The organism is Citrobacter sp. CK199, from assembly GCF_030333285.1.
Lineage (GTDB): Bacteria > Pseudomonadota > Gammaproteobacteria > Enterobacterales > Enterobacteriaceae > Citrobacter_B > Citrobacter_B koseri.
This window is the reverse complement of sequence record NZ_JAOWGF010000025.1, coordinates 224058-247554: the sequence shown is the minus strand read 5'-3', so window position 1 is coordinate 247554 and position 23497 is coordinate 224058. Positions and strand designations below refer to the sequence as shown.

At 49.6% G+C, this 23497-nt stretch carries 26 protein-coding genes and 3 pseudogenes; 8 read left to right on the top strand and 21 right to left on the bottom strand.

The window, feature by feature from the left end; genetic code table 11:
* Positions 1-40: 40 nt before the first annotated feature.
* From OGX75_RS10085 to OGX75_RS10060, 6 genes are all read right to left on the bottom strand, one after another.
* Positions 41-223: a DUF1869 domain-containing protein gene (locus tag OGX75_RS10085; protein WP_012132688.1), complete on the bottom strand. Its 183-nt coding sequence runs from the start codon at positions 221-223 to the stop codon at positions 41-43.
* A 3-nt stretch (positions 224-226) separates the two neighbouring features.
* Entirely contained in the window at positions 227-589 is a 363-nt protein-coding gene (yeaR, locus tag OGX75_RS10080) for a DUF1971 domain-containing protein YeaR (protein WP_024130400.1), read from the bottom strand.
* A 186-nt stretch (positions 590-775) separates the two neighbouring features.
* Positions 776-1414 (bottom strand): leucine efflux protein LeuE, encoded by a 639-nt coding sequence (gene leuE / locus OGX75_RS10075; protein WP_012132690.1) that lies wholly within the window; start codon positions 1412-1414, stop codon positions 776-778.
* Positions 1415-1623: 209 nt separating this feature from the next.
* Entirely contained in the window at positions 1624-2274 is a 651-nt protein-coding gene (zinT, locus tag OGX75_RS10070) for a metal-binding protein ZinT (protein WP_024130401.1), read from the bottom strand.
* 136 nt (positions 2275-2410) lie between these two features.
* Positions 2411-4855 carry a trimethylamine-N-oxide reductase 2 gene (locus tag OGX75_RS10065; protein ID WP_114848559.1) on the bottom strand — a complete coding sequence of 815 codons (2445 nt, stop codon included), beginning with the start codon at positions 4853-4855 and terminating at the stop codon, positions 2411-2413.
* 20 nt (positions 4856-4875) lie between these two features.
* Positions 4876-5970 carry a NapC/NirT family cytochrome c gene (locus OGX75_RS10060; protein ID WP_047457454.1) on the bottom strand — a complete coding sequence of 365 codons (1095 nt, stop codon included), beginning with the start codon at positions 5968-5970 and terminating at the stop codon, positions 4876-4878.
* 531 nt (positions 5971-6501) lie between these two features.
* Between OGX75_RS10060 and uspF the strand changes: the two genes are divergently transcribed.
* Complete coding sequence (gene uspF, locus OGX75_RS10055) at positions 6502-6930, top strand: universal stress protein UspF (protein ID WP_012132695.1); 429 nt, start codon at positions 6502-6504, stop codon at positions 6928-6930.
* Positions 6931-7596: 666 nt separating this feature from the next.
* On the opposite strand, the gene OGX75_RS10050 is transcribed toward uspF, so the two are convergent.
* The 3 genes from OGX75_RS10050 to icd form a co-directional block, all read right to left on the bottom strand.
* Complete coding sequence (locus OGX75_RS10050; protein ID WP_012132696.1) at positions 7597-7728, bottom strand: hypothetical protein; 132 nt, start codon at positions 7726-7728, stop codon at positions 7597-7599.
* A 123-nt stretch (positions 7729-7851) separates the two neighbouring features.
* Positions 7852-8811 (bottom strand): Kdo(2)-lipid IV(A) acyltransferase, encoded by a 960-nt coding sequence (locus tag OGX75_RS10045; protein ID WP_286451591.1) that lies wholly within the window; start codon positions 8809-8811, stop codon positions 7852-7854.
* Between the two features lie 704 nt (positions 8812-9515).
* Entirely contained in the window at positions 9516-10766 is a 1251-nt protein-coding gene (icd, locus tag OGX75_RS10040) for an NADP-dependent isocitrate dehydrogenase (RefSeq protein ID WP_047457457.1), read from the bottom strand.
* A 172-nt stretch (positions 10767-10938) separates the two neighbouring features.
* On the opposite strand from icd, the gene rluE reads away from it, so the two are divergent.
* The 5 genes from rluE to purB are packed head-to-tail and all read left to right on the top strand — an operon-like array spanning position 10939 to position 15275.
* Positions 10939-11592 carry a 23S rRNA pseudouridine(2457) synthase RluE gene (gene rluE / locus OGX75_RS10035; RefSeq protein ID WP_286451592.1) on the top strand — a complete coding sequence of 218 codons (654 nt, stop codon included), beginning with the start codon at positions 10939-10941 and terminating at the stop codon, positions 11590-11592.
* 9 nt (positions 11593-11601) lie between these two features.
* Positions 11602-12063, top strand: coding sequence for an NUDIX hydrolase (locus OGX75_RS10030; RefSeq protein ID WP_110494334.1), 462 nt, complete (start codon positions 11602-11604; stop codon positions 12061-12063).
* A gap of 54 nt (positions 12064-12117) precedes the next feature.
* Complete coding sequence (mnmA, locus tag OGX75_RS10025) at positions 12118-13224, top strand: tRNA 2-thiouridine(34) synthase MnmA (protein ID WP_024130406.1); 1107 nt, start codon at positions 12118-12120, stop codon at positions 13222-13224.
* 35 nt (positions 13225-13259) lie between these two features.
* Positions 13260-13901, top strand: a complete 642-nt coding sequence (gene hflD / locus OGX75_RS10020; protein WP_024130407.1) for a high frequency lysogenization protein HflD — start codon at positions 13260-13262, stop codon at positions 13899-13901.
* Between the two features lie 3 nt (positions 13902-13904).
* Positions 13905-15275: an adenylosuccinate lyase gene (gene purB, locus OGX75_RS10015; protein ID WP_286451593.1), complete on the top strand. Its 1371-nt coding sequence runs from the start codon at positions 13905-13907 to the stop codon at positions 15273-15275.
* 352 nt (positions 15276-15627) lie between these two features.
* On the opposite strand, the pseudogene OGX75_RS10010 reads toward purB, so the two are convergent.
* Positions 15628-15954, bottom strand: a pseudogene (locus OGX75_RS10010) (hypothetical protein).
* 515 nt (positions 15955-16469) lie between these two features.
* On the opposite strand from OGX75_RS10010, the gene OGX75_RS10005 reads away from it, so the two are divergent.
* Positions 16470-17594, top strand: coding sequence for an acyltransferase family protein (locus OGX75_RS10005; RefSeq protein WP_286451594.1), 1125 nt, complete (start codon positions 16470-16472; stop codon positions 17592-17594).
* A 51-nt stretch (positions 17595-17645) separates the two neighbouring features.
* Here the strand turns inward: OGX75_RS10005 and OGX75_RS10000 are convergent, their stop codons facing one another.
* The gene (locus OGX75_RS10000; RefSeq protein WP_286451595.1) at positions 17646-18122 is read right to left on the bottom strand and encodes a hypothetical protein; all 477 of its coding nucleotides are present in this window, start codon (positions 18120-18122) and stop codon (positions 17646-17648) included.
* A gap of 82 nt (positions 18123-18204) precedes the next feature.
* On the opposite strand from OGX75_RS10000, the gene OGX75_RS09995 reads away from it, so the two are divergent.
* Positions 18205-19316 (top strand): IS3 family transposase gene (locus OGX75_RS09995; RefSeq protein WP_286451596.1). Its coding sequence is split into 2 segments (ribosomal slippage): positions 18205-18466 and positions 18466-19316, totalling 1113 coding nucleotides; the frame shifts between segments, so codons are not numbered across the junction.
* 11 nt (positions 19317-19327) lie between these two features.
* Here the strand turns inward: OGX75_RS09995 and OGX75_RS09990 are convergent.
* The 10 genes and pseudogenes from OGX75_RS09990 to OGX75_RS09945 form a co-directional block, all read right to left on the bottom strand.
* Entirely contained in the window at positions 19328-19456 is a 129-nt protein-coding gene (locus OGX75_RS09990) for a hypothetical protein (protein ID WP_286451650.1), read from the bottom strand.
* A gap of 103 nt (positions 19457-19559) precedes the next feature.
* A complete protein-coding gene (locus OGX75_RS09985) occupies positions 19560-20060 on the bottom strand; it encodes a hypothetical protein (RefSeq protein ID WP_286451597.1) in 501 nt (166 codons plus the stop codon).
* Positions 20061-20181: 121 nt separating this feature from the next.
* Positions 20182-20628, bottom strand: coding sequence for a lysis protein (locus OGX75_RS09980; RefSeq protein WP_286451649.1), 447 nt, complete (start codon positions 20626-20628; stop codon positions 20182-20184).
* A gap of 26 nt (positions 20629-20654) precedes the next feature.
* Positions 20655-21067: pseudogene (locus tag OGX75_RS09975) on the bottom strand (lysozyme).
* Positions 21051-21155 (bottom strand): annotated as a pseudogene (locus OGX75_RS09970) (phage holin, lambda family); the annotation flags it as partial. The pseudogenes OGX75_RS09970 and OGX75_RS09975, both read right to left, overlap by 17 nt.
* 286 nt (positions 21156-21441) lie before the next feature.
* Positions 21442-21942 (bottom strand): antiterminator Q family protein, encoded by a 501-nt coding sequence (locus OGX75_RS09965; RefSeq protein WP_286451598.1) that lies wholly within the window; start codon positions 21940-21942, stop codon positions 21442-21444.
* Positions 21939-22079 carry a YlcG family protein gene (locus tag OGX75_RS09960; RefSeq protein WP_286451599.1) on the bottom strand — a complete coding sequence of 47 codons (141 nt, stop codon included), beginning with the start codon at positions 22077-22079 and terminating at the stop codon, positions 21939-21941. Before OGX75_RS09960 ends, OGX75_RS09965 begins: the two co-directional genes overlap by 4 nt.
* Complete coding sequence (locus OGX75_RS09955; protein WP_286451600.1) at positions 22076-22687, bottom strand: recombination protein NinG; 612 nt, start codon at positions 22685-22687, stop codon at positions 22076-22078. The genes OGX75_RS09960 and OGX75_RS09955 overlap by 4 nt, the downstream gene beginning before the upstream one ends.
* A 2-nt stretch (positions 22688-22689) precedes the next feature.
* On the bottom strand, positions 22690-22896 hold the full coding sequence (locus OGX75_RS09950; RefSeq protein ID WP_110123580.1) for a hypothetical protein: 207 nt from the start codon (positions 22894-22896) through the stop codon (positions 22690-22692).
* The gene (locus OGX75_RS09945; RefSeq protein WP_286451601.1) at positions 22896-23495 is read right to left on the bottom strand and encodes a DUF1367 family protein; all 600 of its coding nucleotides are present in this window, start codon (positions 23493-23495) and stop codon (positions 22896-22898) included. The genes OGX75_RS09950 and OGX75_RS09945 overlap by 1 nt, the downstream gene beginning before the upstream one ends.
* Positions 23496-23497 lie beyond the last annotated feature (2 nt).

Genomic DNA, 23497 nt, shown 5'->3' with positions numbered 1-23497 from the left:
AACGGTTAAAAAATCGCGGTCGCAGGCTTCCCGAACGGGATCACCAGCCGCAAACGTCGTGCTCGTTTTCGGTGTCGTATGAGCGCACGGTGTTCACCAGATCTTTCACCACTTCTGCCGCAACGTCCGGGACCAGCAGTGTCATCGGCGCTTCAGTTTCATAATCAACTGAAACACCGTTGCTGTTATTGGTTACGGTAACGGTATAGGTCGCTTTGCCCATGATTTACTCCTTCCCGGTATGAATGACTTTTCGTTGGCTGGCGCTTTCCATCAGCACTTCCGGTGCAACAAAAAAGTCGATGTTAAAGTAGGTATCGTCGCTCATCACTTCGATGTTGTGCCATTTTTCCGGGGGAAAAACGCCGAACTGACCGGCTTCAATGATCATCACTTTTTCCGGTTCCGGGCTGTGTTCATCTGCGTATCCGAGATATTTGACCGCCCCCTGCATAACCGACAGGCGAGGATAAACCCCTGGTCGGGTTCCTTTATCAAGGTGGCGTTCGAAAATTCCGGCTGGCGCGGTGTCTTTATTCCAGAACGGAGTGGAGCGTGTATGGATATGATTTTGTGGAATTTGAAGCATTTTATTCCCTCTTCCAGTAACAACCAGCGATCTTACTGAATCGCTGCTGTAAAAAGGGTACGCCTCATAAGATGTGTTTTAAATACCATTTATTGGTTATTTTTTTCCGTCGCGCGTAGCGGTGAGCATCATCTTTAAGCAAAAAGTAAAAACGGAAGGCCCACAGAGTGCGCGGGCCTGATGGCGTTATGACTGAAGCGTCGCCAGACGTGCGGCAAAACCAACGAAAATCAAACCGATAAGGGAATTCCCCACCTTCGCCAGTTTCTTTTTCGTGCGAATGTACTGCGTTACAAAAGCGCCCGAAATAATCAGGAAGCTCAGATAGAAAAAGCTCACCACTTCAAGCGTTGTCGCCAGGATAAAAAATGACAACCCCGCGTGCGGCGCATTGACGTCAATAAACTGGACGAAAAACGAAACGTAAAAAAGGATGGCTTTGGGATTGGTCAGGCTCAGAATTAAAGCACGTTTAAAGATTGCGCCAAACGGAACCTCATCATGCGCCACTTCGCTCCCTTTCGATTTGAGCGTGGCGTAAAGGATCTTCGCACCAAGATACAGCAGATAAAAAGCGCCGAGATAACGAACGATATTAAACAGCACCGGCGTTGTTTTTATTAATGTTGCGACGCCCGCGTACGCCAGAAACATCAGCACCGCATCGCCAATGAACACGCCGCTGGCGGCGAGATACCCGCCTTTCATCCCTCGCCCGACGCTGTTTTTCAGCACAAATATCGTATTAGGCCCCGGCACCAGCACGATAAAAATGGCCCCAACCAGATACGTCCAGTAGTTCAGAACTCCATACTCTGCGAACACGTTAACCTCTTCCTGAAAAAAACAGATACGCTTTACTGCGAAACAATATGCTAACGAATGAACTGAATGATGGGAAGGGAAATCATAGCGTTGCGTTATATCATGATATTTACCGGCAAAGGCGCCTTACTTATGACAGATATCGCTCTTTTGGGACACCGTCACAACACGATGGCGGGTCCTGCCGGACCCGCCATAATGACAACATCTTAGTGGTGCAACATCTCGTCGACGACCTCTTCGGCCTTCAGCTGGTACGGATAATAGGTTGGCCAGTTATCCATTTCTTCAAGCAATGCCTGCTGGGAAGTGTTCCCCATAAAGATGTGGAAATGGCTCGACTTACGCGGCGCGATAATATGATCGCTGAACTGCACATATTTAGGCGCGTTGCTCTTCGCATCTTTACACTCAAACAGATAGCGGACGCCTTTTTTACCGGATGCATAGGTCAGGATTTTGTGTCCGGCATAATCGTATTGGCAGGACTCAACCTGATTACCGGTGTGAAATTCCATGACGCCATTCTCAATGCCGATAGTATCCACATTGGTGGCGTAGCCTTTACGGTAATAGGCCTTAATCTCCTCGGCCGTTTTGCTGTTATCTTTCTCCGCTTTCTTTTTAAATACCGGATCAAGCTCCCCGCTTACCAGATACGGATAAACAGACTGCCACATACCGTCCCAGTCCGTTAGCGCCCTGTCCTTCACGTTTTTATCGTCAAAAACGCCTTCTGCCGCCTTTTGCTCCATCTCCGTTAGCGGTGCGCCATGTGAATGGTGCCCATGCGCAAGCGCGTGTCCGCTAACCAGAAGCATTCCCAGAGCTACTGCTAATTTTTCAAAATGAATCGCCAAAATATCACCCTCAATCAGTGCGTAAAGATGGAATGTTATAATATAACATCACCATTAATTCAACTCTGAATGAGAAGCATAAAAAACGGGAGCACACAGGCTCCCGCTTATTCCGACAAACTAACAGTCCCCGGCGTTACAGAGTGACAATCTCTGGCTCATCAAATACCGTGAGCGTTGGGGCTTCGCCGGTAAATTTCTCTGCGTATACCAGGGTCGTATTCCCCGCGCAGCCGTTCGCCAGCCTTGACGTCGGGATGTCCGCCGTCAGCACGTTGGCGCCGCCGTTTTTACAGATGCCATTCTCGATATCAGGCCAGGCGCCTTCATGGATACAGATGATCCCCGGCTTGATCCCATCGCTGACGTGCGCCCCGACCAGAACCTGACCACGACCATTCCATACGCGTACCAGGTCGCCCTCGACAATGCCCCTTGCCTTCGCATCATCTGGATGAATCGTCACCGGCTCGCGATCGGCAATGGCATACTCTTTTCGCAACGACGCATAGTTCAACTGACTGTGCAGACGGTGCGCCGGATGGGCGGTCAGCAACTGTAACTGATCCTTATCCGCAGACCCTTTCCACTCATCCGGTTCAATCCATGAAGCATGAGGCGGACAGTCTTTGTAGTGATAACCTTCAATGGTTTTTGAGTAGATCTCGATCTTACCGCTTGGCGTACCGAGCGCATTCATGACCGGATCATGGCGGAAATCGGCATAACGCACATACTTGTTGTTCTTTTCGTTCTCGCGCATTTCAATCAGCTTATTCTGCTGCCAGAACGCATTGAACTGAGGCATTGCCACACGTTGAGCGCGAGCCGCCTTTTGCGCGGCGTCGTAGAATTGCTTCAGCCACGCCATCTCATCTTTACCTTCGGTATAGACCGCTTTGCCGCCGGGTTTGAGCATCTCAGCTAAATCAGCAAAGACGTCAAAGTCATTACGGGCCTCAAACTGCGGCGCAATCACCTGCTTCATAGGCACCAGATGCTGGTTGCTGTAGTCTCCGGTCATCGTGAGATCGTTACGTTCAAACGACGTGGTGATCGGGAGAACAATATCGGCATGTTTCGCCGCCGCCGTCCAGTAGCACTCGGAAATCACCACCAACTCAGGCTTCTGCCACGCTTTGATTAAGCGGTTGGTATCCTGATGATGGGTAAAGTTCGCGCCGCCTGCCCACCAGATCATTTTGATATCCGGGAAGGTCTGCTCTTTACCATTATGCTGATATTTTCCTCCTGGGTTTTCCAGCGCCTCCACAATTCGCGCCACAGGCAGGTTCACCACCGCATCCGATACCGCCCAGTCGTTCCCTGCCGACGATCCCCCCTCAATTTGCGCCGATATCGCAGGCAGTACACCACCGGTACGCGTCGGGTTCCCGCCGTTGGAATAGTGATAGGAGAAACCAAAACCGCCGCCTTCCGTCCCAATTTGCCCCAGCATCGCGGCCAGCGTCACCAGCATCCAGTGTTTTTGCTCGCCGTATTGCTGACGTTGAATCCCCCAGCCCGCCATCAGCATGGTTTGGTTGCTGGCAAAAATTTCCGCCAGTTTCTCAATCTGTTCTGCGGGTACGCCACAGACACCGGATGCCCATTCAGCGGTTTTCTCAACGTTGTCGCTCTTGCCGAGCAGGTACTCTTCAAACTGCGGATAACCGGTGGTGTATTTTTCCAGGAACGCTTTATCGTGACGCTCTTTTTTCACCAGCGTATGCGCAATCCCCAGCATCATCGCCACGTCAGTTCCCATATGCGGGGCGATCCACGTTGCATTGTCGCCAAAAAACTCAATGGTTTCTGAGCGCATTGGGTCGATCGCGATAACGGTTTTTCCCGATTTCTTCAGCAGATTAAAATACTCAAGCCCTTGTTCATCCGTACTGCTCCAGGCAATTTTTAACGTGTTGAGCGGGTTCATCCCCCACAGCACCACCACCTGGCTGTGCTCAAGCACCATCGGCCATGTCGTCTGTTGTTCGTATACCTCAACCGATCCCACAACATATGGCATGATAACCTGCGCCGCCCCGGTGGAATAATCCCCGGTATGGCCTGCATATCCCCCGGCCATACTCATATAGCGTTGCAGCAACGTTTGCGCTTTATGCAAGACGCCGCTGGAGCGCCAGCCATAGGAACCCGCAAAAATGGAGGACGGGCCATAGCTGCTACGAATACGGCTATGCTGCTCATGAATGAGTTTCAGCGCCTGTTCCCAGCTCACCCGCACAAAGGGATCACTTCCCCGTTTACCGTCCGCTTTACCTGGATTTTCCAGATAGCTTTTACGCACCATTGGGTATTTTACACGGACGTTGGTATGTACCTGATCCGGCGCGGTTTGCTGCAATGAGTTCGGTATGGTTTTAGGTAATGCGCCTTTTGAAGAGACAACTTTGCCGTCTTTGACCTCCACATATACGGCCCCCCAACGTGCGGCCGTCAGGATGGCGCCGCCATTTTGGTTTTCGGCCCAGGCAGGCATTGGGATCACCGAAGAAATCGCCATAGTCCCGGTTGCCGCTCCAGCCGTCTTGATAAAGTCACGTCTTGTGAGTTTCATGATTTCTCCTGGTATTATCACTATTCATGCATGTCTTTCGCGTTGTACTGGAAGTAACGGCTCAGGATATCCAGTTCGTTTTCACTGATGTTGGTACGAGCCCCCATCCCTTTCGCCACAGAGGGCCAGGCATTGAGGGTAAAATGCTTCGCAGGAATCGGCGCATGGCAGCCTGCGCAGTACACATTGTCGAGTTTGCGCGCGTAGTCCCACATCGGTTCGCGGCTGGCGAGCGCAGAGCCGCTCCACTCGCCCTGTAGCGCCACATCCCGCCACGCGTTACCGTAATCATCTTTTTTCCAGTCAGAGAGAATGTGGAGTGATTGCTGCCCTTTCTCACTCAGACTGGCAAGGATCAACCGCTGGCCTGCCGCGTAGTAAATAACCTGCTCGCTCCCCTGCATCTGGCTCCCGCGGATCTCCACCAGCCGTGACGTTTCCGTCGATTTCAGGACATGCATTTGCGTGGCCGGATAGACCGTTGCCAGATCGCCAAGTGCGGTATTGCTTACGGCATAGAGCGTTTTTGCAGATGCGGGGGTAGATGCAGACTGGGCCTCAAGCGCTTTGAGGGCGCTGTCGTCCATTGTTATTTCGGGTGGGAAGTGGGCGACGCCTTTGTGGCAATCAATACAGGTTTGTTTTTCCTGAATGCCCATTTGGTGCATTTTGCGGGCATCAGCGCTTTGCGCGTCAAGATCCATCGCATCCATGCTATGACAGCTACGACAGGTTGCGGAGTCGCTGGCTTTCAACTGCGCCCAAACGGTTTGCGCCATCTCCAGACGATGCTCTTCAAACTTCTCTGGCGTGTCGATTTTTTTGGTGATGAACTGATGATAGACATCTTTCGAGGCAAGGAGCTTGGCTACCAGGTAATCCACCCCGCCTTCCGGGATATGGCAATCCGCGCATTCCGCACGAATCCCCTTCTGATTCTGGAAGTGAACCGAGCCCGTATACTCCTCATAAGGCGCCTGCATCGTATGGCAAGACAGACAAAATTCAGTGCTCGATGTTTTATGTAACGTCCATTGCCCCGCTAAAACAATTACTGCGCCAAGAACGATGCAAAGCAGCATCGTCCATAAAATGGTTTTATTTATTTTTCTCATTCTTCATTCTCGTCAGACAACTACCCTTTTAGAGGTAGACAATAATTAGACTGAGCAGGTTAATTATTGATATCCATCAAGCGTGGATGTGAATAAGAATTAGCATGCAAGTAAATTTGAAGGGGATCGCAGATTACACAGCAACGTAATATATGAATACAAAACCGTTAAAACACAGCAAGTTACACTGTATTATATAGATATTTAAACCAGCATTAAATTAAATATCAGGAGAAAGTTTCAAATAATTAAGATGGCGATTCAAGAGAGAGAAAATATCCCGTCGTTATATAAATAAATATACAATGAAATAAAGTAAAACGGAACCCATTACTGCTTCATAACGATATTCACGGTAAAAATCATTCTCCTGACAGCCATCATGTCGGTAACACCTTCTGGTGGACGTTTTGTGTCTACATTCTTACGACTTGCGGACTCGTTCACATAACTTTGATCTGATTACTTCTTATACAACCGATAAGTCCAGTACACTTAAGGTGGAGATAAAACAAACAGGAGGTGGTGAATATGTATCGTTCTATTCTGGTGCCAATTGATATCTCAGAAGCCAGCTTGACCCGTCAGATCATCCCGCAGGTTGAGGCGCATGCTAAAACCGCAAAGGTGCATTTTTTGGCCGTAATACCTTCTGTCCCGTTCTATGCCTCACTGGGTCTGGCCTACTCCAGCGAGTTCCCGGATAGAAGCGGTCTTCAGTCAAAGGCCGCCGTCAAACTGGAGGAAATTGTTAAACAATTCAATATCCCCGAGGGCAGGAGCCAGTCCCATGTTGTCTACGGCCCGCCCAAAGATCAGATCCTCAAACTGGCGGATGCGGTAGAAGCCGACCTGATTATCATTGCGTCGCATCAACCGGGTTTCAGCACCTATCTGCTGGGTTCAACTGCTGCGGCCGTTGTTCGCCATGCAAACTGCCCTGTTCTGGTTGTACGCTAATACCGCTCGCTAACCCTGGCGAAAACGGGAGCCAACAGGCTCCCGTTCTTGTATCACACCTGTTTTCTGATGAATGACTCCCGATAAAAACAGCCTTATAAAACGAATGGTTGAATCATTAAATGATAATGGTTATCATTCTCTTGCTGTAAATACCTTAGCGCCTAATACAGGTATTGAAAGCACGACATTGCTCACATTGCTTCCAGTATGATTTTGCCCGCACTCTGTTGCGGGCTTTTTTTGCCAGAGTATTCATGCTCTCAGGGAAAAGGGCATGTGAGTCGTTAAACATTAAAAGGATATTTATGAACATAAAGAGAGTTGCCGGCACGATTTCAATCGTATTGTTGACGGCTTGTGTCGACTCAGAAGTACAACCCGCGCCCTCTTCCGCCAGCCCAATTTGTCAGGGATTCGGCTGCGTAAAAACTCCCGGGAAACTTCCCAGCCGCGCCGCCACCCATAAACCGACAAAAGAAGAAAGAAACCGTGTGATCCGGGGCGAGAAACCCGATTTTGGCTCCGAAGAGTGGAGTGTCGGGGGTACGCTACCTGGCTGGTGATTGCAGGTGCAGAGTCGTCACTCTCACAACACGCCATTCTACTGACATAAAAAAACGGGAACTGACAGGTTCCCGTTCTTGTTTATCCTCAGGTGCATATTTACAGATACCCGGCGATATAACCGGAGATCATACGCACAAGATAAGGCCACCCGGCCATGACAAGCAGCATCAGCAGCGCTATAAGCAGCCCCGTTAATACTGACCGAATGCGTTCATGTTCCGTGCCCATTTTCACCTCCCCTGACCGCAGAAAATGAATGACTAAATTCCCAATAGCACGAACACATGACAGGTTTATGACGGCATTGTTGACCAGTAACCGCCCGGAGGCGGTTTGAAACCAGGAAGCGAGCTATTCGCCGTTACTCTCAATCGCATTTTCCTTCTTCCCATACAGAGCCGGCTTGCCTGCTGGTCGGGTCTTAAAGCGACGGTGTAGCCACATATATTGTTCAGGAGCCAGGTTGATTGCGCGTTCAATCGCCCGGTTCATTCTGGTCGCAACGGTTTCCTTGCCCTCGTCATACAGTTCATGGCCGATATCCGGGAGGATGATCAGCTCGTACCCTCTTCCATCCGCTCGGCGTCGGGGAACAAAAGGAACAACCGCCGGGCGGGCGCTTCTGACAAGCATGTAACTGCCTGCGGTAGTCGCCGCATCGGGAACATCAAAAAAAGGAACAAACACGCTGTTACGAGCACCATAGTCATGATCTGGTGCATACCAGACAATCTCACCTTGTTTGAGCACTCGTATCATGCCTTTTAAATCATAGCGATCGAGCATGGTTTTATTTGAGCGAAGACGTCCCCGCGTCTGCAACCAGTCATACAGCGCGTTATTGTTCGGCCTGTATACGCCAATGCCCGGATTGAGCATCCCAAATATGCGCGCCCCAAGTTCAAGAGTAAGAAAGTGCATACCGATGAGAAGCACGCCTTTATTTTCAGCTCGCGCACTTTCCATATGTTCATAACCCGTAACCGTAAACCATTTGCGTAAACGCCTGTCTGACCAGAACCAGGCGATACCGGTTTCAAGTACCCCCATGCCTACCGACTCAAAATTTTTAATCAGTAATTTCTCACGCTCCTTCACAGGTAACGCCTTAAAGCAAAGTTCCAGGTTGCGACGGGCTATTGTTACCCTGCGAGGCAATGCGCGCATGGCCACTCTCCCCAGACAAGCGCCAAGCCTGAGCAGAATGGGATAAGGCAGCAAAACAGCACATCGTAAGAAGAAAATACCCAGCCATAGCAGCCAGTAGCGAGGATGAAAAAAAGCGAATGAAAATGTTGGGAGTCTCGTCATTGAGTAAAATACGTTCCGGTTTACTGATAACTGCGGTGTTAGCTATCTGACTATTACAAAGAGGGGAAAACTAAAGCCCCGGTTAGCACAAAAAGTCTATAAAAAGACGAAAAAGTCGTTTTGTCATTTTTTGCGACTTATCCCCTGCTCACCGCGAGGTCGTAAAAACGTCATTTACCTTTTCGCCGCCACATGACCGATCGGACAATTTCAGGTCTATTCATTAAGCACAATTGAGGTTATGTTATTACATAACTTTTAGTGAGAAGGGTAATCATCAGATGAAAGTCAGAAACATATTCGCCATATCACTGGCTGCCTCGTCGTTCAGTTGCCTGGCATTCAAATCGCCGCCCAACGTAGTACCCGGTACGGCTCCTGATAACGTTCGCACACTCGAAAGTAAGATTCTGGGAAGTTTTTACAGTCAGCATGGTACTGAGCCGCAGACAACATTTTTGGGAACCTGTGACGCTTCACCCGTTCCAGGTTGTTCATGCCCGTTTTGCACAATGCTCCGTAGCCACATCCGCTGATGGGCTAATCGTCTGAGTCGCTGGCAGATGCGCATCTTCCCCGTCTGGAGACTTGCGAAGTATCGTCTTAATCCTCTGCGAATTCGACATTCAAAAAACGAGTTCGAATGCTAATAATAAAAAACGGGAACCCTCAGGCTCCCGTTCTTGTTTAACCCAGAAACTGGATTACATATTTGCGATGATCGCGTCGCCAAACTCTGAACATTTCAGCAGCTTAGCGCCTTCCATCAGACGTTCGAAATCGTAAGTGACGGTCTTCGCGGCAATCGCGCCTTCCATCCCTTTGACGATCAGATCTGCGGCTTCGAACCACTGCATGTGGCGCAGCATCATCTCAGCAGACAGAATGATGGAGCCCGGGTTAACTTTATCCTGGCCCGCGTACTTCGGCGCAGTACCGTGAGTCGCTTCGAACAGCGCGCACTCGTCACCGATGTTTGCGCCCGGCGCGATACCGATACCGCCAACCTGCGCCGCCAGGGCGTCAGAGATGTAGTCGCCGTTCAGGTTCATACAGGCAATCACGTCGTACTCAGCCGGACGCAGCAGGATCTGTTGCAGGAACGCATCGGCGATTACGTCTTTAATCACGATCTCTTTGCCGGTGTTCGGGTTCTTGATTTTGACCCACGGGCCGCCGTCGATCAGCTCACCGCCGAATTCATCACGCGCTAACTGGTAGCCCCAGTCTTTAAACGCGCCTTCGGTGAACTTCATGATGTTGCCTTTGTGAACCAGGGTCACAGAATCACGGTCGTTAGCGATGGCATATTCAATCGCCGCACGCACCAGACGTTTGGTTCCTTCTTCGGAACACGGCTTAATACCGATACCACAGTGTTCAGGGAAGCGAATTTTCTTCACGCCCATCTCTTCGCGCAGGAATTTGATCACTTTCTCGGCATCCGCAGAGTCGGCTTTCCATTCGATACCTGCATAAATATCTTCAGCGTTTTCGCGGAAGATGACCATGTCGGTCAGTTCAGGGTGTTTAACCGGGCTTGGGGTGCCCTGATAGTAACGAACCGGACGCAGACACACGTACAGGTCGAGTTCCTGACGCAGCGCCACGTTCAGGGAACGAATACCGCCGCCGACCGGGGTAGTCAGAGGGCCTTTGATGGCCACGCGGTAATCACGAATCAGATCCAGGGTTTCAGCAGGCAGCCAGACATCCTGGCCATAAACCTGAGTGGATTTTTCACCGGTGTAAATTTCCATCCAGGAGATTTTACGCTCGCCTTTATAGGCTTTCTCGACAGCGGCATCGACCACTTTGAGCATGGCTGGGGTTACATCAACACCGATACCGTCGCCTTCAATGAACGGGATAATCGGATTTTCAGGAACGTTGAGTTTGCCGTTTTGCAGGGTGATCTTCTTACCTTCCGCCGGAACAACTACTTTGCTTTCCATTCACCTCTCCTTCGAGCGCTTCTGGTTTGCTCGTCTGTCATCACGCTGCATGTGCGTTTGCGTCCTGCGACACGGATGCATTAGAGCAACTTTTTTGTTAATGATTTGTAATGAGCGTGTCAATACTACCCTATTGTTTGCTGCCATGAAAGACACTCGTTATTAGGCTATAATGCGGCAATTGATAAGCTCTGAAAATACCATGCAAAAAACTTCTTTTAGAAATCACCGGGTTGAGCGATTCAGCTCACGACAAGTCACTAAGCGGCGGAAAGAAAACCAGCCAAAACGCGTGGTTTTGTTCAATAAACCTTACGATGTTTTGCCGCAATTTACGGATGAGGCCGGGCGCAGCACATTAAAAGACTATATTCCTGTCCAGGGCGTCTATGCAGCAGGTCGTCTGGACAGGGACAGCGAAGGTCTTCTGGTGCTCACCAACGATGGCGCATTGCAGGCTCGTCTGACGCAGCCCGGCAAACGTACCGGTAAGATTTATTACGTTCAGGTTGAAGGCGAACCCACCGCAGAAGCGCTGGAAGCCCTGCGCAATGGCGTGACGCTCAATGATGGCCCCACTCTGCCTGCGGGCATTGAGGTGGTGGACGAACCCGAATGGCTGTGGCCGAGAACGCCGCCGATTCGCGAACGAAAAAGTATTCCCACCCGCTGGCTCAAAGTGACCTTATATGAAGGCCGTAACCGTCAGGTACGGCGTATGACGGCGCACGTCGGCCACCCTACGCTGCGACTGATCCGCTACGCAATGGGCAACTACACGCTGGATAATCTTGCCAACGGTGAATGGCGAGACGCTACCGATTAAGGAAAAACCATGTTCAAACCGCACGTCACCGTCGCCTGCATCGTCCATGCAGAAGGTCAATTCCTCGTGGTGGAAGAGACCATTAACGGCAAAGCGCTCTGGAATCAGCCAGCCGGACACCTGGAAGCCGACGAAACGCTGGTGGAAGCCGCCGCGCGCGAACTCTGGGAAGAGACAGGGATTACCGCGCAACCCCAGCACTTTATTCGTCTGCATCAATGGATCGCACCGGATAATACGCCGTTCCTGCGTTTCCTGTTTTCCATTGAGCTTGCCAGGATGTGCGCCACTGAACCTCACGACAACGACATTGACTGCTGTCGCTGGGTCAGCGCCGACGCGATCCTCAACGCCCCCAACCTGCGTTCGCCGCTGGTTGCCGAGAGCATTCGTTGCTGGCAGAACGGGCAACGTTATCCGCTGACGATCATCGGCGAATTTAACTGGCCGTTTACAGAGGGTGTCAAGTAAAAGGGCTGCGTGATAGAATACGCCGCCTTGAAGTTCAATGTCGTGAGTATTCCAATGTCAGAAAGCCCAAAAAAAGTGATCGTCGGCATGTCCGGCGGTGTCGACTCCTCCGTTTCCGCCTGGCTGTTGCAACAACAGGGCTACCAGGTAGAAGGCCTGTTCATGAAGAACTGGGAAGAGGACGACGGTGAGGAATATTGCACAGCGGCAGCCGACCTGGCTGATGCGCAGGCCGTTTGCGACAAACTTGGCATTGAACTGCATACCGTAAACTTTGCCGCAGAATACTGGGACAACGTTTTTGAACTCTTCCTGGAAGAGTACAAAGCGGGCCGCACGCCGAACCCGGATATTCTGTGTAATAAAGAGATCAAATTTAAAGCCTTCCTCGAATTTGCCGCTGAGGACCTGGGCGCTGATTATATCGCCACCGGTCACTACGTCCGTCGCGCGGATGTGGACGGCAAAAGCCGCCTGCTGCGCGGGCTCGACGGTAACAAAGATCAGAGCTACTTCCTTTACACACTCGGCCATGAGCAGATCGCCCAAAGCCTGTTCCCGGTCGGTGAGCTGGAAAAACCGCAGGTACGCAAAATTGCCGAAGACCTCGGTCTGATCACCGCGAAGAAAAAAGACTCTACCGGCATCTGCTTTATCGGCGAACGTAAATTCCGCGAGTTCCTCGGTCGCTATCTCCCGGCGCAGCCAGGAAAAATTATCACCGTAGACGGCGACGAAATCGGTCAGCACCAGGGGCTGATGTACCACACGCTGGGCCAACGTAAAGGTCTGGGTATCGGCGGCACCAAAGAAGGCACCGAAGATCCGTGGTACGTGGTCGATAAAGATGTCGAGAACAACATTCTGGTTGTCGCTCAGGGTCATGAGCATCCACGTCTGATGTCCGTCGGCCTGATTGCCCAACAGCTTCACTGGGTCGATCGCGAACCGTTTAGCGGCACCCTACGCTGCACGGTGAAAACCCGCTACCGCCAGACCGACATTCCGTGCACCGTGAAAGCACTGGATGACGAACGCATTGAAGTGATTTTTGATGAGCCGGTAGCCGCAGTAACGCCGGGTCAGTCGGCTGTCTTTTATAACGGAGAAGTGTGCCTCGGCGGCGGTATTATCGAGCAGCGCCTGCCCCTGCCGGTATAATTATTCTCTATAACTGATACAAGGAAGCAGTGATCGTGGCAAAGAATTATTATGACATCACCCTCGCACTGGCAGGCATTTGCCAGTCAGCACGCCTGGTGCAACAGCTGGCGCACCAGGGGCACTGTGATGCCGATGCGCTACACGTTTCACTGAACAGCGTTATCGATATGAACCCCAGCTCTACGCTGGGCGTATTCGGCGGCAGCGAAGCGAACCTTCGCCTCGGTCTGGAAACCCTGCTCGGCGTCCTGAATGCCAGTAGCCGCCAGGGGCTGAACGCAGAGCTGACGCGCTATACGCTAAGCCTGATGGTGCTGGAGCGCAAACTGTCAGCCGCCAAAGGCGCGCTGGACATGCTGGGCGAGCGCATTAACGGCTTACAGCGTCAGCTTGACCATTTTGACCTGCAATCAGAAACGCTGATGAGCGCGATGGCCGGTATTTATGTCGATGTCATCAGCCCGCTGGGGCCGCGCATTCAGGTGACGGGCTCACCCGCCGTGCTGCAAAGCCCGCAGGTGCAGGCAAAAGTTCGCGCCTCGCTTCTGGCCGGTATCCGTGCCGCAGTGCTCTGGCACCAGGTCGGCGGTGGCCGCCTGCAATTAATGTTTTCTCGTAATCGCCTGACCACTCAGGCAAAACAAATTCTTGCTCATTTAACCCCGGAGTTGTGATCTATGGAATTATCCTCACTGACCGCCGTTTCCCCTGTCGATGGACGCTACGGCGATAAAGTCAGCGCGCTGCGCGGGATTTTCAGCGAATACGGTTTGCTGAAATTCCGTGTACAGGTTGAAGTACGCTGGCTGCAAAAACTGGCCGCGCACGCAGCGATCAAGGAAGTTCCTGCTTTTTCTGCCGACGCAAACGGTTTCCTGGATACGATCGTCGCGAACTTCAATGAAGAAGATGCCGCGCGTATCAAAACCATTGAGCGCACGACAAACCACGACGTGAAGGCAGTTGAGTATTTCCTGAAAGAAAAAGTGGCGGATATCCCGGAACTGCATGCGGTTTCGGAGTTCATCCACTTCGCCTGTACTTCTGAAGACATCAACAACCTGTCTCATGCGCTGATGCTGAAAACCGCGCGCGACGAAGTGATCCTGCCGTACTGGCGTCAGTTGATCGACGCGGTAAAAGATCTGTCCGTTCAGTATCGCGACATTCCCCTGCTCTCCCGTACCCACGGTCAACCGGCTACGCCGTCCACGATGGGGAAAGAGATGGCTAACGTGGCTTACCGTATGGAACGCCAGTTCCGCCAGTTAAACCAGGTGGAAATCCTTGGTAAAATCAACGGCGCGGTCGGTAACTATAACGCCCACATTGCCGCTTACCCGGAAGTGGACTGGCACCATTTCAGCGAAGAGTTTGTGACGTCGCTGGGTATTCAGTGGAACCCGTACACCACACAGATTGAACCGCATGACTACATCGCAGAGCTGTTTGACTGCGTCGCGCGCTTTAACACCATCCTGATTGACTTCGATCGCGACGTCTGGGGTTATATCGCGCTCAACCACTTCAAACAGAGAACCATCGCGGGTGAAATTGGTTCTTCCACCATGCCGCACAAGGTTAACCCGATTGACTTCGAAAACTCCGAAGGCAACCTGGGCCTGGCTAACGCCGTACTGCAACACCTGGCAAGCAAACTGCCGGTTTCCCGCTGGCAGCGCGACCTGACGGACTCCACCGTGCTGCGTAACCTGGGCGTCGGTATTGGCTATGCGTTGATCGCGTATCAGTCCACCCTGAAAGGCGTAAGCAAACTGGAAGTGAACCGCGATCGTCTGCTGGATGAACTGGATCACAACTGGGAAGTGCTGGCAGAGCCGATCCAGACCGTAATGCGCCGCTACGGCATTGAGAAACCGTACGAGAAGCTGAAAGAGTTAACGCGCGGCAAACGTGTTGACGCCGAAGGCATGAAGCAGTTTATCGACAGTCTGGCCCTGCCGGAAGAAGAGAAAACGCGCCTGAAGGCGATGACCCCGGCCAACTATATTGGTCGCGCCATCACTATGGTTGACGAGCTGAAGTAATCCCCCCTGCCGGATAGCGATGCTAACGCATCTTATCCGGCCGATATTCAGCGCCCCCAAAATCCATACCGAAAACCAATAAAAAGCCCACTTCAGTGGGCTACTCTGCTATGGATTCACGCCATATTTCACTCTGAAATCATCTTCCATCTTTTCACAGGCCCCGGCAATAAATTGCCCTTGGGATGCAGAATTTGATTTTTTATTTTGAGTCGACCAGCAATAACTTATCGCATCTCTTGCTGCTTGCTTTTCTTTTCCCTCAGGCGTTGAGTCAACATAAAAGCCAAAACCTAAAAATGCGACAATGCATATGATGACGATTAAAAAATAGTTTTCATACGCCCACCACTCAAGAATTGTCGTTAGCGCACTTCACAGCTTTAAACGACTCTAGTTGCTGAAGTCTAGCCTGGGCTTTTTTACATGCTTCGCTCTTCGCCATCCCGTTACCGATACCAAAGTCCCCTAACACGCCGAGAACAGTACGCCCGTCAAATTGACCGGTTGATTCGATCTCACTCTGGACACTATGAGTTTTTGCGATTTCTTGTTTTATTGCTGTGCAGTCTAATGCTGCTGATTCTTCACCTGTTACTGCCGGGGCCTATGGGTACTGCTTAGTTGCACACCCCACCAAAAGGCCCATAGCCACTGCTACCACCATTATTTTTTTCATTCCATATTTCCTTTGATTACAATCGGAAACATCTTATCAGGGATCAGCATTATGGGAAATGTACAGACAGGAGAGGAGCCATCGCATGCCGCCAGTGACGATTCCATGGCGGCGTAAAGCCTCTTGGATTGGGTGAAACAGTAAGTGACTGGCGTGAGGTGAAATTTAGTTTTGTGGGACATCATCGGCGACTGGCGCTCTCTGTCGACGATCGCCAGTTGGCCGCGCCCGGGGCCCCACACAGGCTCTGTGTGCGACAACTTAAATTACACGACGACTACTATGTCCTTTTTTGTAGACTTCAAGAACCACTTACTAAGATCTATACTATGTACAGCGACAAGTTTATCCCAAAACTCATTGAACAAGCATCAATAATGATGAATTATTGAACAATCATATTAATCAAGTGTGACTTATCACTGATGATCACACCTGACTACTTCATAAATTCACAAACAATGTTAATATAGCATCACAAAAAAAATGAATGTAATGTTTCTATAGGCTATAGAATGACTCAAGCTAGTTCACATGCGTTGTCTGCCGAAGATGTGATTACCGTTTCTACGGACAAAATCACTTCAAACAAAATATTATCAATACAGTATTTGCGTGGTATTGCCGCCATGCTTGTGGTTTTATTTCACTCAACAACCCTTATTGGTCCAGAGTGGAAAACTTTTATGGTAAATGGCTCTGTTGGTGTCGATGTATTCTTTATCATGAGTGGCTTTATTATTTATTACATCACATCAAACAAATCAGAACTAGCACCAAAAACATTTGCCATAAAGAGATTTTTAAGAATTTACCCAACTTTCTTTATAATTTGGTTACTTGTTTCCTGTATATATTATGCAGATGCAAAATTCATAAATGTAATAAAATCACTATTTCTTATCCATGTTGATTATAATGCTAACGCACCCGCATTCAAATTCAATCTGATAGGACCGGCATGGACTTTGACATATGAGATATATTTTTATGTAATTTTCTGCTTCGCTGGATATGTGAGTTTCAAATATAGGGGGTTACTCTCCTCTTTAATTCTCTTGCTGTTACCGATTTTATTACAACTATACTTTAATGGCTCATTTATGTTCTCATCCAATGCAAAGGCTGAGTTTAATGCGGATTTTTTGTTAGCCCCAGTTGTAAAAGTGATGTCTACTACAATGCTATGGGAATTTGTTGGTGGTATTTTCTTGGCATTTTTGTTCATAAATTACAGGAAAAATATTGTAAAAATAAATAAAATAGTTCGCGCATGTTGCTGCACCATTCTCATTGTCATCTTTCTGTATTTCACCTTTTACTCAGGATGGATGCCGCAGGGCATGGTGGGGTTGTTCTGGCCCAGCATGGCGCTTGTGACCGCTGCCCTGATGGCTGAGGACATGACGCCATTCGAAATAAAATCACTTTCATTTATTGGTGATATATCTTACTCTCTATACTTGGTCCACTGGGCCATAATAAAACTTACCCAAACTTATTTCCCTCAGGTTTGGAACAATCAATACGGTGTCTTTTCTCTATTTGTATTTTTATCTGTTAGCATATTGATATCGTTTATAATGTATAAAAATATCGAGAAGCCATCAATAAAAATAGCAAGAAAATTACTAAATTAATTAGATATGAGATAAAAGGGGCAAGCGCGCCCCTTTTATCTCATCTATTTATTAAAACATCACATAGCAACAGTTAAACCAAAATGCAACACTAAAGTTATTCAATGGATACGGCTTTCCCACTAATTCTTTAACATTCGATTCAGGATATTGTCCGCTACCTTCCATATACTCGTATTTATATGGTGATACAGTATCATCACTGTCTGAAACGTTTCCATTCCCGTTATGGTATGTTTTGTCGGCATAAAACAATTTTGCAGGACCAGTAATCTTACGAACTGGAGTAATTGTTATTTCATCTTGTGCAGTAATTTCTACGGATGAAATATCAACACGACCGTTGCTATCGTACAATGTAAAACCCTTATCATCATACATCACTGGATCATACTTCACGTATGCTTCCGTGAATTTTAATGGTGGATAAGGAACACTATACCTTACAACCACCTTATCATTAGATAATGAAACGGATAGTGGTTGTAATGGCTTCCAGTTTACCCCCTTGTCGATAACCTGATGCATAACTGTAAGTATCCCGCATAACCGTGCCATTCACATTTAGAGATCATCCGGCATAATCAATCTGCCAACGAAGGAGATCGCTATGCGTAAAGCCCGTTTTACTGAGCATCAGATCATCGCTGTGATTAAGTCGGTTGAAGCCGGACGAACTGTTAAAGATGTCTGCCGGGAGGCTGGTATTTCTGAAGCAACCTACTACAACTGGAAGTCCAGATACGGTGGCATGGAGGCTTCTGATATTAAAAAGATCAAGGATCTTGAGGACGAGAACCTACGTCTCAAACAGATGTTTGCCGACCTGAGCCTTGAGAACCGGGCGCTCAAAGACGTTATCGAAAAAAAGCTTTAAAACCATCCTGTAAGCGTGAGCTGGTCACTCATCTGATAACGACGTTTGGACTCAGTATCCGTCAGGCCTGCCGGAGTCTGAACCTGAGCAGAACGGTTTACCATTATCGCCCGGATACCACACGTGACGAACCCGTTATTGTCGCGTTGCAGGCAGTGGCCGAGCGATACCCACAATACGGTTTTCCGAAACTTTTTCAGGTTCTGAGGCGGCAGGGACACCCGTGGAATCACAAAAGGATCCACCGTATTTACTGTCTGCTGAAACTGAATTTTCGCCGTAAGGGCAAACAGCGGTTGCCGGTGCGTAATCCCTCGCCACTGGCCACACCGGAAGCGCTGAACCAGAGCTGGTCTGTCGACTTTATGCATGATGCCCTGGTCTGTGGCCGTCGTTTTCGCACGTTCAATGTCGCTGATGACTTTAACCGTGAGGCGTTGTCGATTGAAATCGATCTGAATCTGCCAGCTCTGCGCGTGGTTCGTGTGCTCGACCGGATCGCGGCAAATCGCGGCTATCCGGTCATGCTACGCATGGATAATGGTCCGGAATTTATCTCACTGGCACAGGCTGAATGGGCAGAGAAACATGCAGTAAAACTGGAGTTTATCCAGCCGGGTAAGCCGACACAGAACGCTTTTATTGAGCGCTTTAACCGAACATACCGTACAGAAATACTCGATTTTTATCTGTTCAGAACGCTGAATGAAGCGTGGGAAATCACGGAGAAATGGTTATCAGAATATAACTGTGAACGCCCGCATGAATCACTGAACAATATGACACCGGAGGAATACCGACAGCACTATTATTTGGCCGGGATCTCAAAAAATGCATGGAACTAAAACGGGTCTATTTACAACTCGCCCGTCTCGGTCGCCAGCGGCACAAAGCCGTTTACCAGCTCAGGCTGACGTCGTGACATCTTGCCCATGAAGGTTTCGCCTATTTGGGTGGTTAGCGTGATTTGGTAGATGTCGGACATTGAGAGCCTCTTCATCCTCTTGTGGGGATATCAGAAGGAATATCCGCTGCATGAGATAGGTCAATAAAAAGCCACTTAAAGTGGCTTTTTTGTAAACTTCTACCTACTTATATACTTCCAATTTTTCCAAGAAAAGCTTAAGAGGTGTCATAAAGTGTTTTTTTTCAGTGCGACAATTAAAATACTTCAAAAATGGAGCATCCAAATTTTTTAGAGCTTCTAACTGCTCAGCGCCAAGGTCATCTACTACAGCGTATCCCAAATATTTTAATTGAAAATATAAATCTTGCAGCTTGTTATGCTTCATCCATTCATCAATTTCTTTTTGATACCCTATCAAAACTTCATAGTTAGAGCTGAATGATGTAGCTTGGCCTTTCCTTATTTTCTCCCAGGAAAATTCTCGGGGCATTAACTCCAGCTCAGCACATAGTTTGGCAGCCGCTTTTTTAACATCACGCTTAACGTTTACCTTCTCTTGTTTCTTCCATGTATTCATTACATAGAAGGCTAAGAGTAAGGTTATCATTGAAATCAAAATGGAGAGCCAGGAAGCAATTGCAGCACTCCTTGTCCAAGCTAGTGACTCCCATGCTGCCTGCATTGCAGATCGTGAAACCTGTAAACTCTGATAATCCAACCAATTCTGAAACATGCATTAGGCCTAATAGTTATTTTTAAAGCTTCAAATATTACTAATTTTTCGACTAAATTGAGATATTTTTCTAGTTATTGCACTGAGTCTTAATATAGCTCTGGAGCATTATCAGGGCTTTTTGATCGTTGAGGATTCCGGATCGGATACCGAGAACGTTTCGTCCAGCAACTGAAGAGAGCTCGATGGTGGCATCATTGCCCATGCTGGGGGCGCCGGTGGTTTTGGTTGTGGCTGGCACTGGACATTTGCCTTTGACGAGCACCCGGCCGCCATTATCAAGCTTGCGCTTAAGAGCATCGTTTTCAGCTTGAGCATCGGCTGGTTCCTTTGTGTATTTGGCATCCAGTGCAGCAACATCACGCTGGCGGGTCTGCATGTCTTTGATGGTGGCGTTAGCTAGGCTGAGCTGCTCAGTAGCTTTATCGCGCTGTTCTTTGTAGGTGATGGCGTTGTCGCGGTAGTAGTTCACAAAAAATGCCAACACAGCAACGAGCGACACAATTGCTAACTGCAACCAGTAACGTTTTACCAGCGCGCCAATCACAACAGGAACAGAGCACGCTCCGCCTCACGCCGACGAGTGAGCCCATTCTGGACTTTGCCGCCAGCTTTATTCCAGCGCAGAAACTCATCAGCAACGTGGATGTTGATAGCGCACGCGAGCCGACGTTGTAAGCGAACGATACCAGCGCATCAAACTGGCCCTGTGTCAGTTTCACTCTGACCAACTTCAGTACATCGTTTTCATAGCTCACCAGCCCCGTTTTAAGCAACCTGTCAGCCGTTGCCTGGTCGATAGTCATCCCGGGCTTTACTGGCTTGCCATCTACCGGGTGAGTCCATCCATAGCCAATCGTCCACGGCGCGCCGCCTGTCCCTGGGTCTGGATAGGCAGTCAGCCGACAACCTTCGAATTTTTTTATCAGCGCAATGCCGTCAGGACTGGTTTGCATCGTCAACTCCCGCCTTTTTGGCTGAGAATTTCTTAATCAGATTACCGATCGAATCGGTGCCGATGTACCCAATAAAGACGCTGGCTAAGCACGTAGTGATTGATTCCCGTGAGCCTGAAATAAAAAAGCTCGCACGCGGCGAACAATGTGAGGGTGTGGCAATTGTCAGCTCTGCGGCTGAAGATACCCTGGCTGGGGTTTGGTGGGCCGTGAAGGATTCGAACCGGTTTACCCTTCCCTTATGAGGGGACCGCTCATACCAAATGAGTTTCCGGCTCAGAAACGAAAAAGCCCAAGGTGTTAACCTCGGGCCTAGTGTTCTGATAGGTTAAACGCAAAAATAGCAATATACACTAAATACAATGCTCATTTGTTCATTGGAAAGCAAGCACGTTATCAACTTTTTTTGTTACTTTCTTCACACTATCGCGACAGATGAAAGCATTTTGTAGTGGTTGATACAAACAGTACAGCGAGGCATTGAGGATATCCTTCACCTCACGACGGATGGTTGAAATACTCGGTCGCTTATATTGATTGCCTGCTCTGGTTCTCATTAGGCGTGGTGAACAAACTGCGTGCTGCCATCTGGCAATGCTGATCTCACTTGAATTACAGACGTAGTAAGCAAAAATTACCCGCCATGCGTTCTCATCGATATTCTTCAGGTAATGGCGGATCACTTCGTCAATCAGCATGCCGTCATCATCACTGCAAACTGGCCGGGATGATTCCTGAGGCTGAACGGTGGCCATGAACTTCGCTATCATGTTGATCATGGATTTGTCGATTTTTCCTGTTTGCGTCCAAGCCCCCCATAACTGGAGCCACTGGTCAATCCACTGATGCTGATCTTTGGTGAGTTCCAGTTTCATGCTGATGCTCCTGTTTTCTGATAAATGCGGATTAAGTTTCGAAAGATGCGGTAGTCCACCAGCACGGAGCCCGGGCGGCGGTAAATACGGAGGCGCTGCCAGCGCGTGCGGAGTATCTCTATCGTTTCCGGTTTCATGCAGCCTCCTGGCGCTTCAACTCTTTGAGTTTTGCCCGGTACTCATCACGAATTCGGATGTAGTCTTCACGTTTCCATTTGGGTAATTCGTGCGGCCCCATACGGGCATCAAAGCGGGCCTGGCCGATTTTAGTGATCAGCGCCGGTCGATAGGCAATTAGGTTTCCTGACAGATGGTTATTGCAGGGGGCGCACTGGCGATGACAGTTGTCTTCATTAAACCGCAACTCAGGGTTTGCGCCGGTCGTGCGGAAGTGACCGGCGTGATACTGCCCTTCATGGTGACGCCCACAACTGATGCATGGCAGATGCCTGTCACGGTAGCGGATGAACTCGTTAAAGGCCTGCTGGGCCTGCTTAATGAAGTAGCTGAGTGGTTTCACTGCCTGACGACGCTCAGCCAGACGCTTACGTTCGGCCTTCTCCCCCTCAAGTCGGCGCTTTTTATCTTTCCGCTGCTTCTCGGCTTTGGCTGCGTCATTCACAGCTTTTCCATGTACACAGGCACATTCATATGAGCAGACGTACTGCTCAGGACGGACCGGGTTAAACCACTCACGGCATACTGTGCATTTTCGGCGAGGGCGCTTTTTCTGATTATTAGCCATGCTCACCCCCATCCTTTTTGCCGGAAAGTTCTCGGCGTCCGCGCCGGACGTTCGCATTCTTGTAATTTCGCGCTGACTGTCCAGGTCAGGAAATCAGGATTGAGGCTCTTTTGGGCTCTGACGCCACGAGACCGATAATCGGCAATCAGGCGCTCTGCCTGCTCGGTAGTGCATTCCGTGTGATGAAAATATGAATACTTCATCGCCATCACCCCGCAAAGCTCATAAGCTGGGCGGCGGCATTTTCGGCCTCTTCCCTGCTGTTGAAAGTGCGGGACAAGATCCAGCGCCACAGGACATCGGGCGTGGCCTTATAGAGGTGCTGGAATTCGGTTTCGTCCATACTGGCGAACGCGATGCTGCGAGGGTGTTTGCGGAGCGTGCCATCTGGTAACTGGATGGCGTCAAAGTGACCGGCCTCGACAGTTACCCAGGCGCGGTATGCATCAAAGGATTTGCACAGGCTTATGCCGTTCGTGATACGCCGACCGGCGATCTGATCCAGATACTGCTCGGCAGCATCCAGCAACGCCCCTTCATTCCCGCCATACGATGCCAGGAATCTGGCGTAACCATTCACCAGCTTTTGCTCGTTAGCTGATATGGCGCCGCCCGTTGGTTCCCAGTATTCGAATCCAAGATTCAGGAGCGCAAAGAAACGGCGATGAAACGCCGGATTGCGGACAAGCTTAAAGTCGGCAACCAGAACGGAGCCGAGCTTGCATTTTGATTGCAGAAAATCACTGGTCTCCGGCGTCGCGGGGATCAGTATTCCGGTTGACTGCTTAATAAGTTGTAATTGCGCCATGG

Bases quoted from the DNA above. Each gene is read 5' to 3' on its own strand.
- OGX75_RS10085 (WP_012132688.1), bottom strand. From the start codon at position 223: ATGGGCAAAGCGACCTATACCGTTACCGTAACCAATAACAGCAACGGT.
- yeaR (WP_024130400.1), bottom strand. From the start codon at position 589: ATGCTTCAAATTCCACAAAATCATATCCATACACGCTCCACTCCGTTC.
- OGX75_RS10065 (WP_114848559.1), bottom strand. From the start codon at position 4,855: ATGAAACTCACAAGACGTGACTTTATCAAGACGGCTGGAGCGGCAACC.
- OGX75_RS10060 (WP_047457454.1), bottom strand. From the start codon at position 5,970: ATGAGAAAAATAAATAAAACCATTTTATGGACGATGCTGCTTTGCATC.
- uspF (WP_012132695.1), top strand. From the start codon at position 6,502: ATGTATCGTTCTATTCTGGTGCCAATTGATATCTCAGAAGCCAGCTTG.
- OGX75_RS10050 (WP_012132696.1), bottom strand. From the start codon at position 7,728: ATGGGCACGGAACATGAACGCATTCGGTCAGTATTAACGGGGCTGCTT.
- OGX75_RS10045 (WP_286451591.1), bottom strand. From the start codon at position 8,811: ATGACGAGACTCCCAACATTTTCATTCGCTTTTTTTCATCCTCGCTAC.
- icd (WP_047457457.1), bottom strand. From the start codon at position 10,766: ATGGAAAGCAAAGTAGTTGTTCCGGCGGAAGGTAAGAAGATCACCCTG.
- rluE (WP_286451592.1), top strand. From the start codon at position 10,939: ATGCGGCAATTGATAAGCTCTGAAAATACCATGCAAAAAACTTCTTTT.
- OGX75_RS10030 (WP_110494334.1), top strand. From the start codon at position 11,602: ATGTTCAAACCGCACGTCACCGTCGCCTGCATCGTCCATGCAGAAGGT.
- mnmA (WP_024130406.1), top strand. From the start codon at position 12,118: ATGTCAGAAAGCCCAAAAAAAGTGATCGTCGGCATGTCCGGCGGTGTC.
- purB (WP_286451593.1), top strand. From the start codon at position 13,905: ATGGAATTATCCTCACTGACCGCCGTTTCCCCTGTCGATGGACGCTAC.
- OGX75_RS10005 (WP_286451594.1), top strand. From the start codon at position 16,470: ATGACTCAAGCTAGTTCACATGCGTTGTCTGCCGAAGATGTGATTACC.
- OGX75_RS10000 (WP_286451595.1), bottom strand. From the start codon at position 18,122: ATGCATCAGGTTATCGACAAGGGGGTAAACTGGAAGCCATTACAACCA.
- OGX75_RS09990 (WP_286451650.1), bottom strand. From the start codon at position 19,456: ATGTCCGACATCTACCAAATCACGCTAACCACCCAAATAGGCGAAACC.
- OGX75_RS09985 (WP_286451597.1), bottom strand. From the start codon at position 20,060: ATGCAGGCAGCATGGGAGTCACTAGCTTGGACAAGGAGTGCTGCAATT.
- OGX75_RS09965 (WP_286451598.1), bottom strand. From the start codon at position 21,942: ATGAAACTGGAACTCACCAAAGATCAGCATCAGTGGATTGACCAGTGG.
- OGX75_RS09960 (WP_286451599.1), bottom strand. From the start codon at position 22,079: ATGAAACCGGAAACGATAGAGATACTCCGCACGCGCTGGCAGCGCCTC.
- OGX75_RS09955 (WP_286451600.1), bottom strand. From the start codon at position 22,687: ATGGCTAATAATCAGAAAAAGCGCCCTCGCCGAAAATGCACAGTATGC.
- OGX75_RS09950 (WP_110123580.1), bottom strand. From the start codon at position 22,896: ATGGCGATGAAGTATTCATATTTTCATCACACGGAATGCACTACCGAG.
- OGX75_RS09945 (WP_286451601.1), bottom strand. From the start codon at position 23,495: ATGGCGCAATTACAACTTATTAAGCAGTCAACCGGAATACTGATCCCC.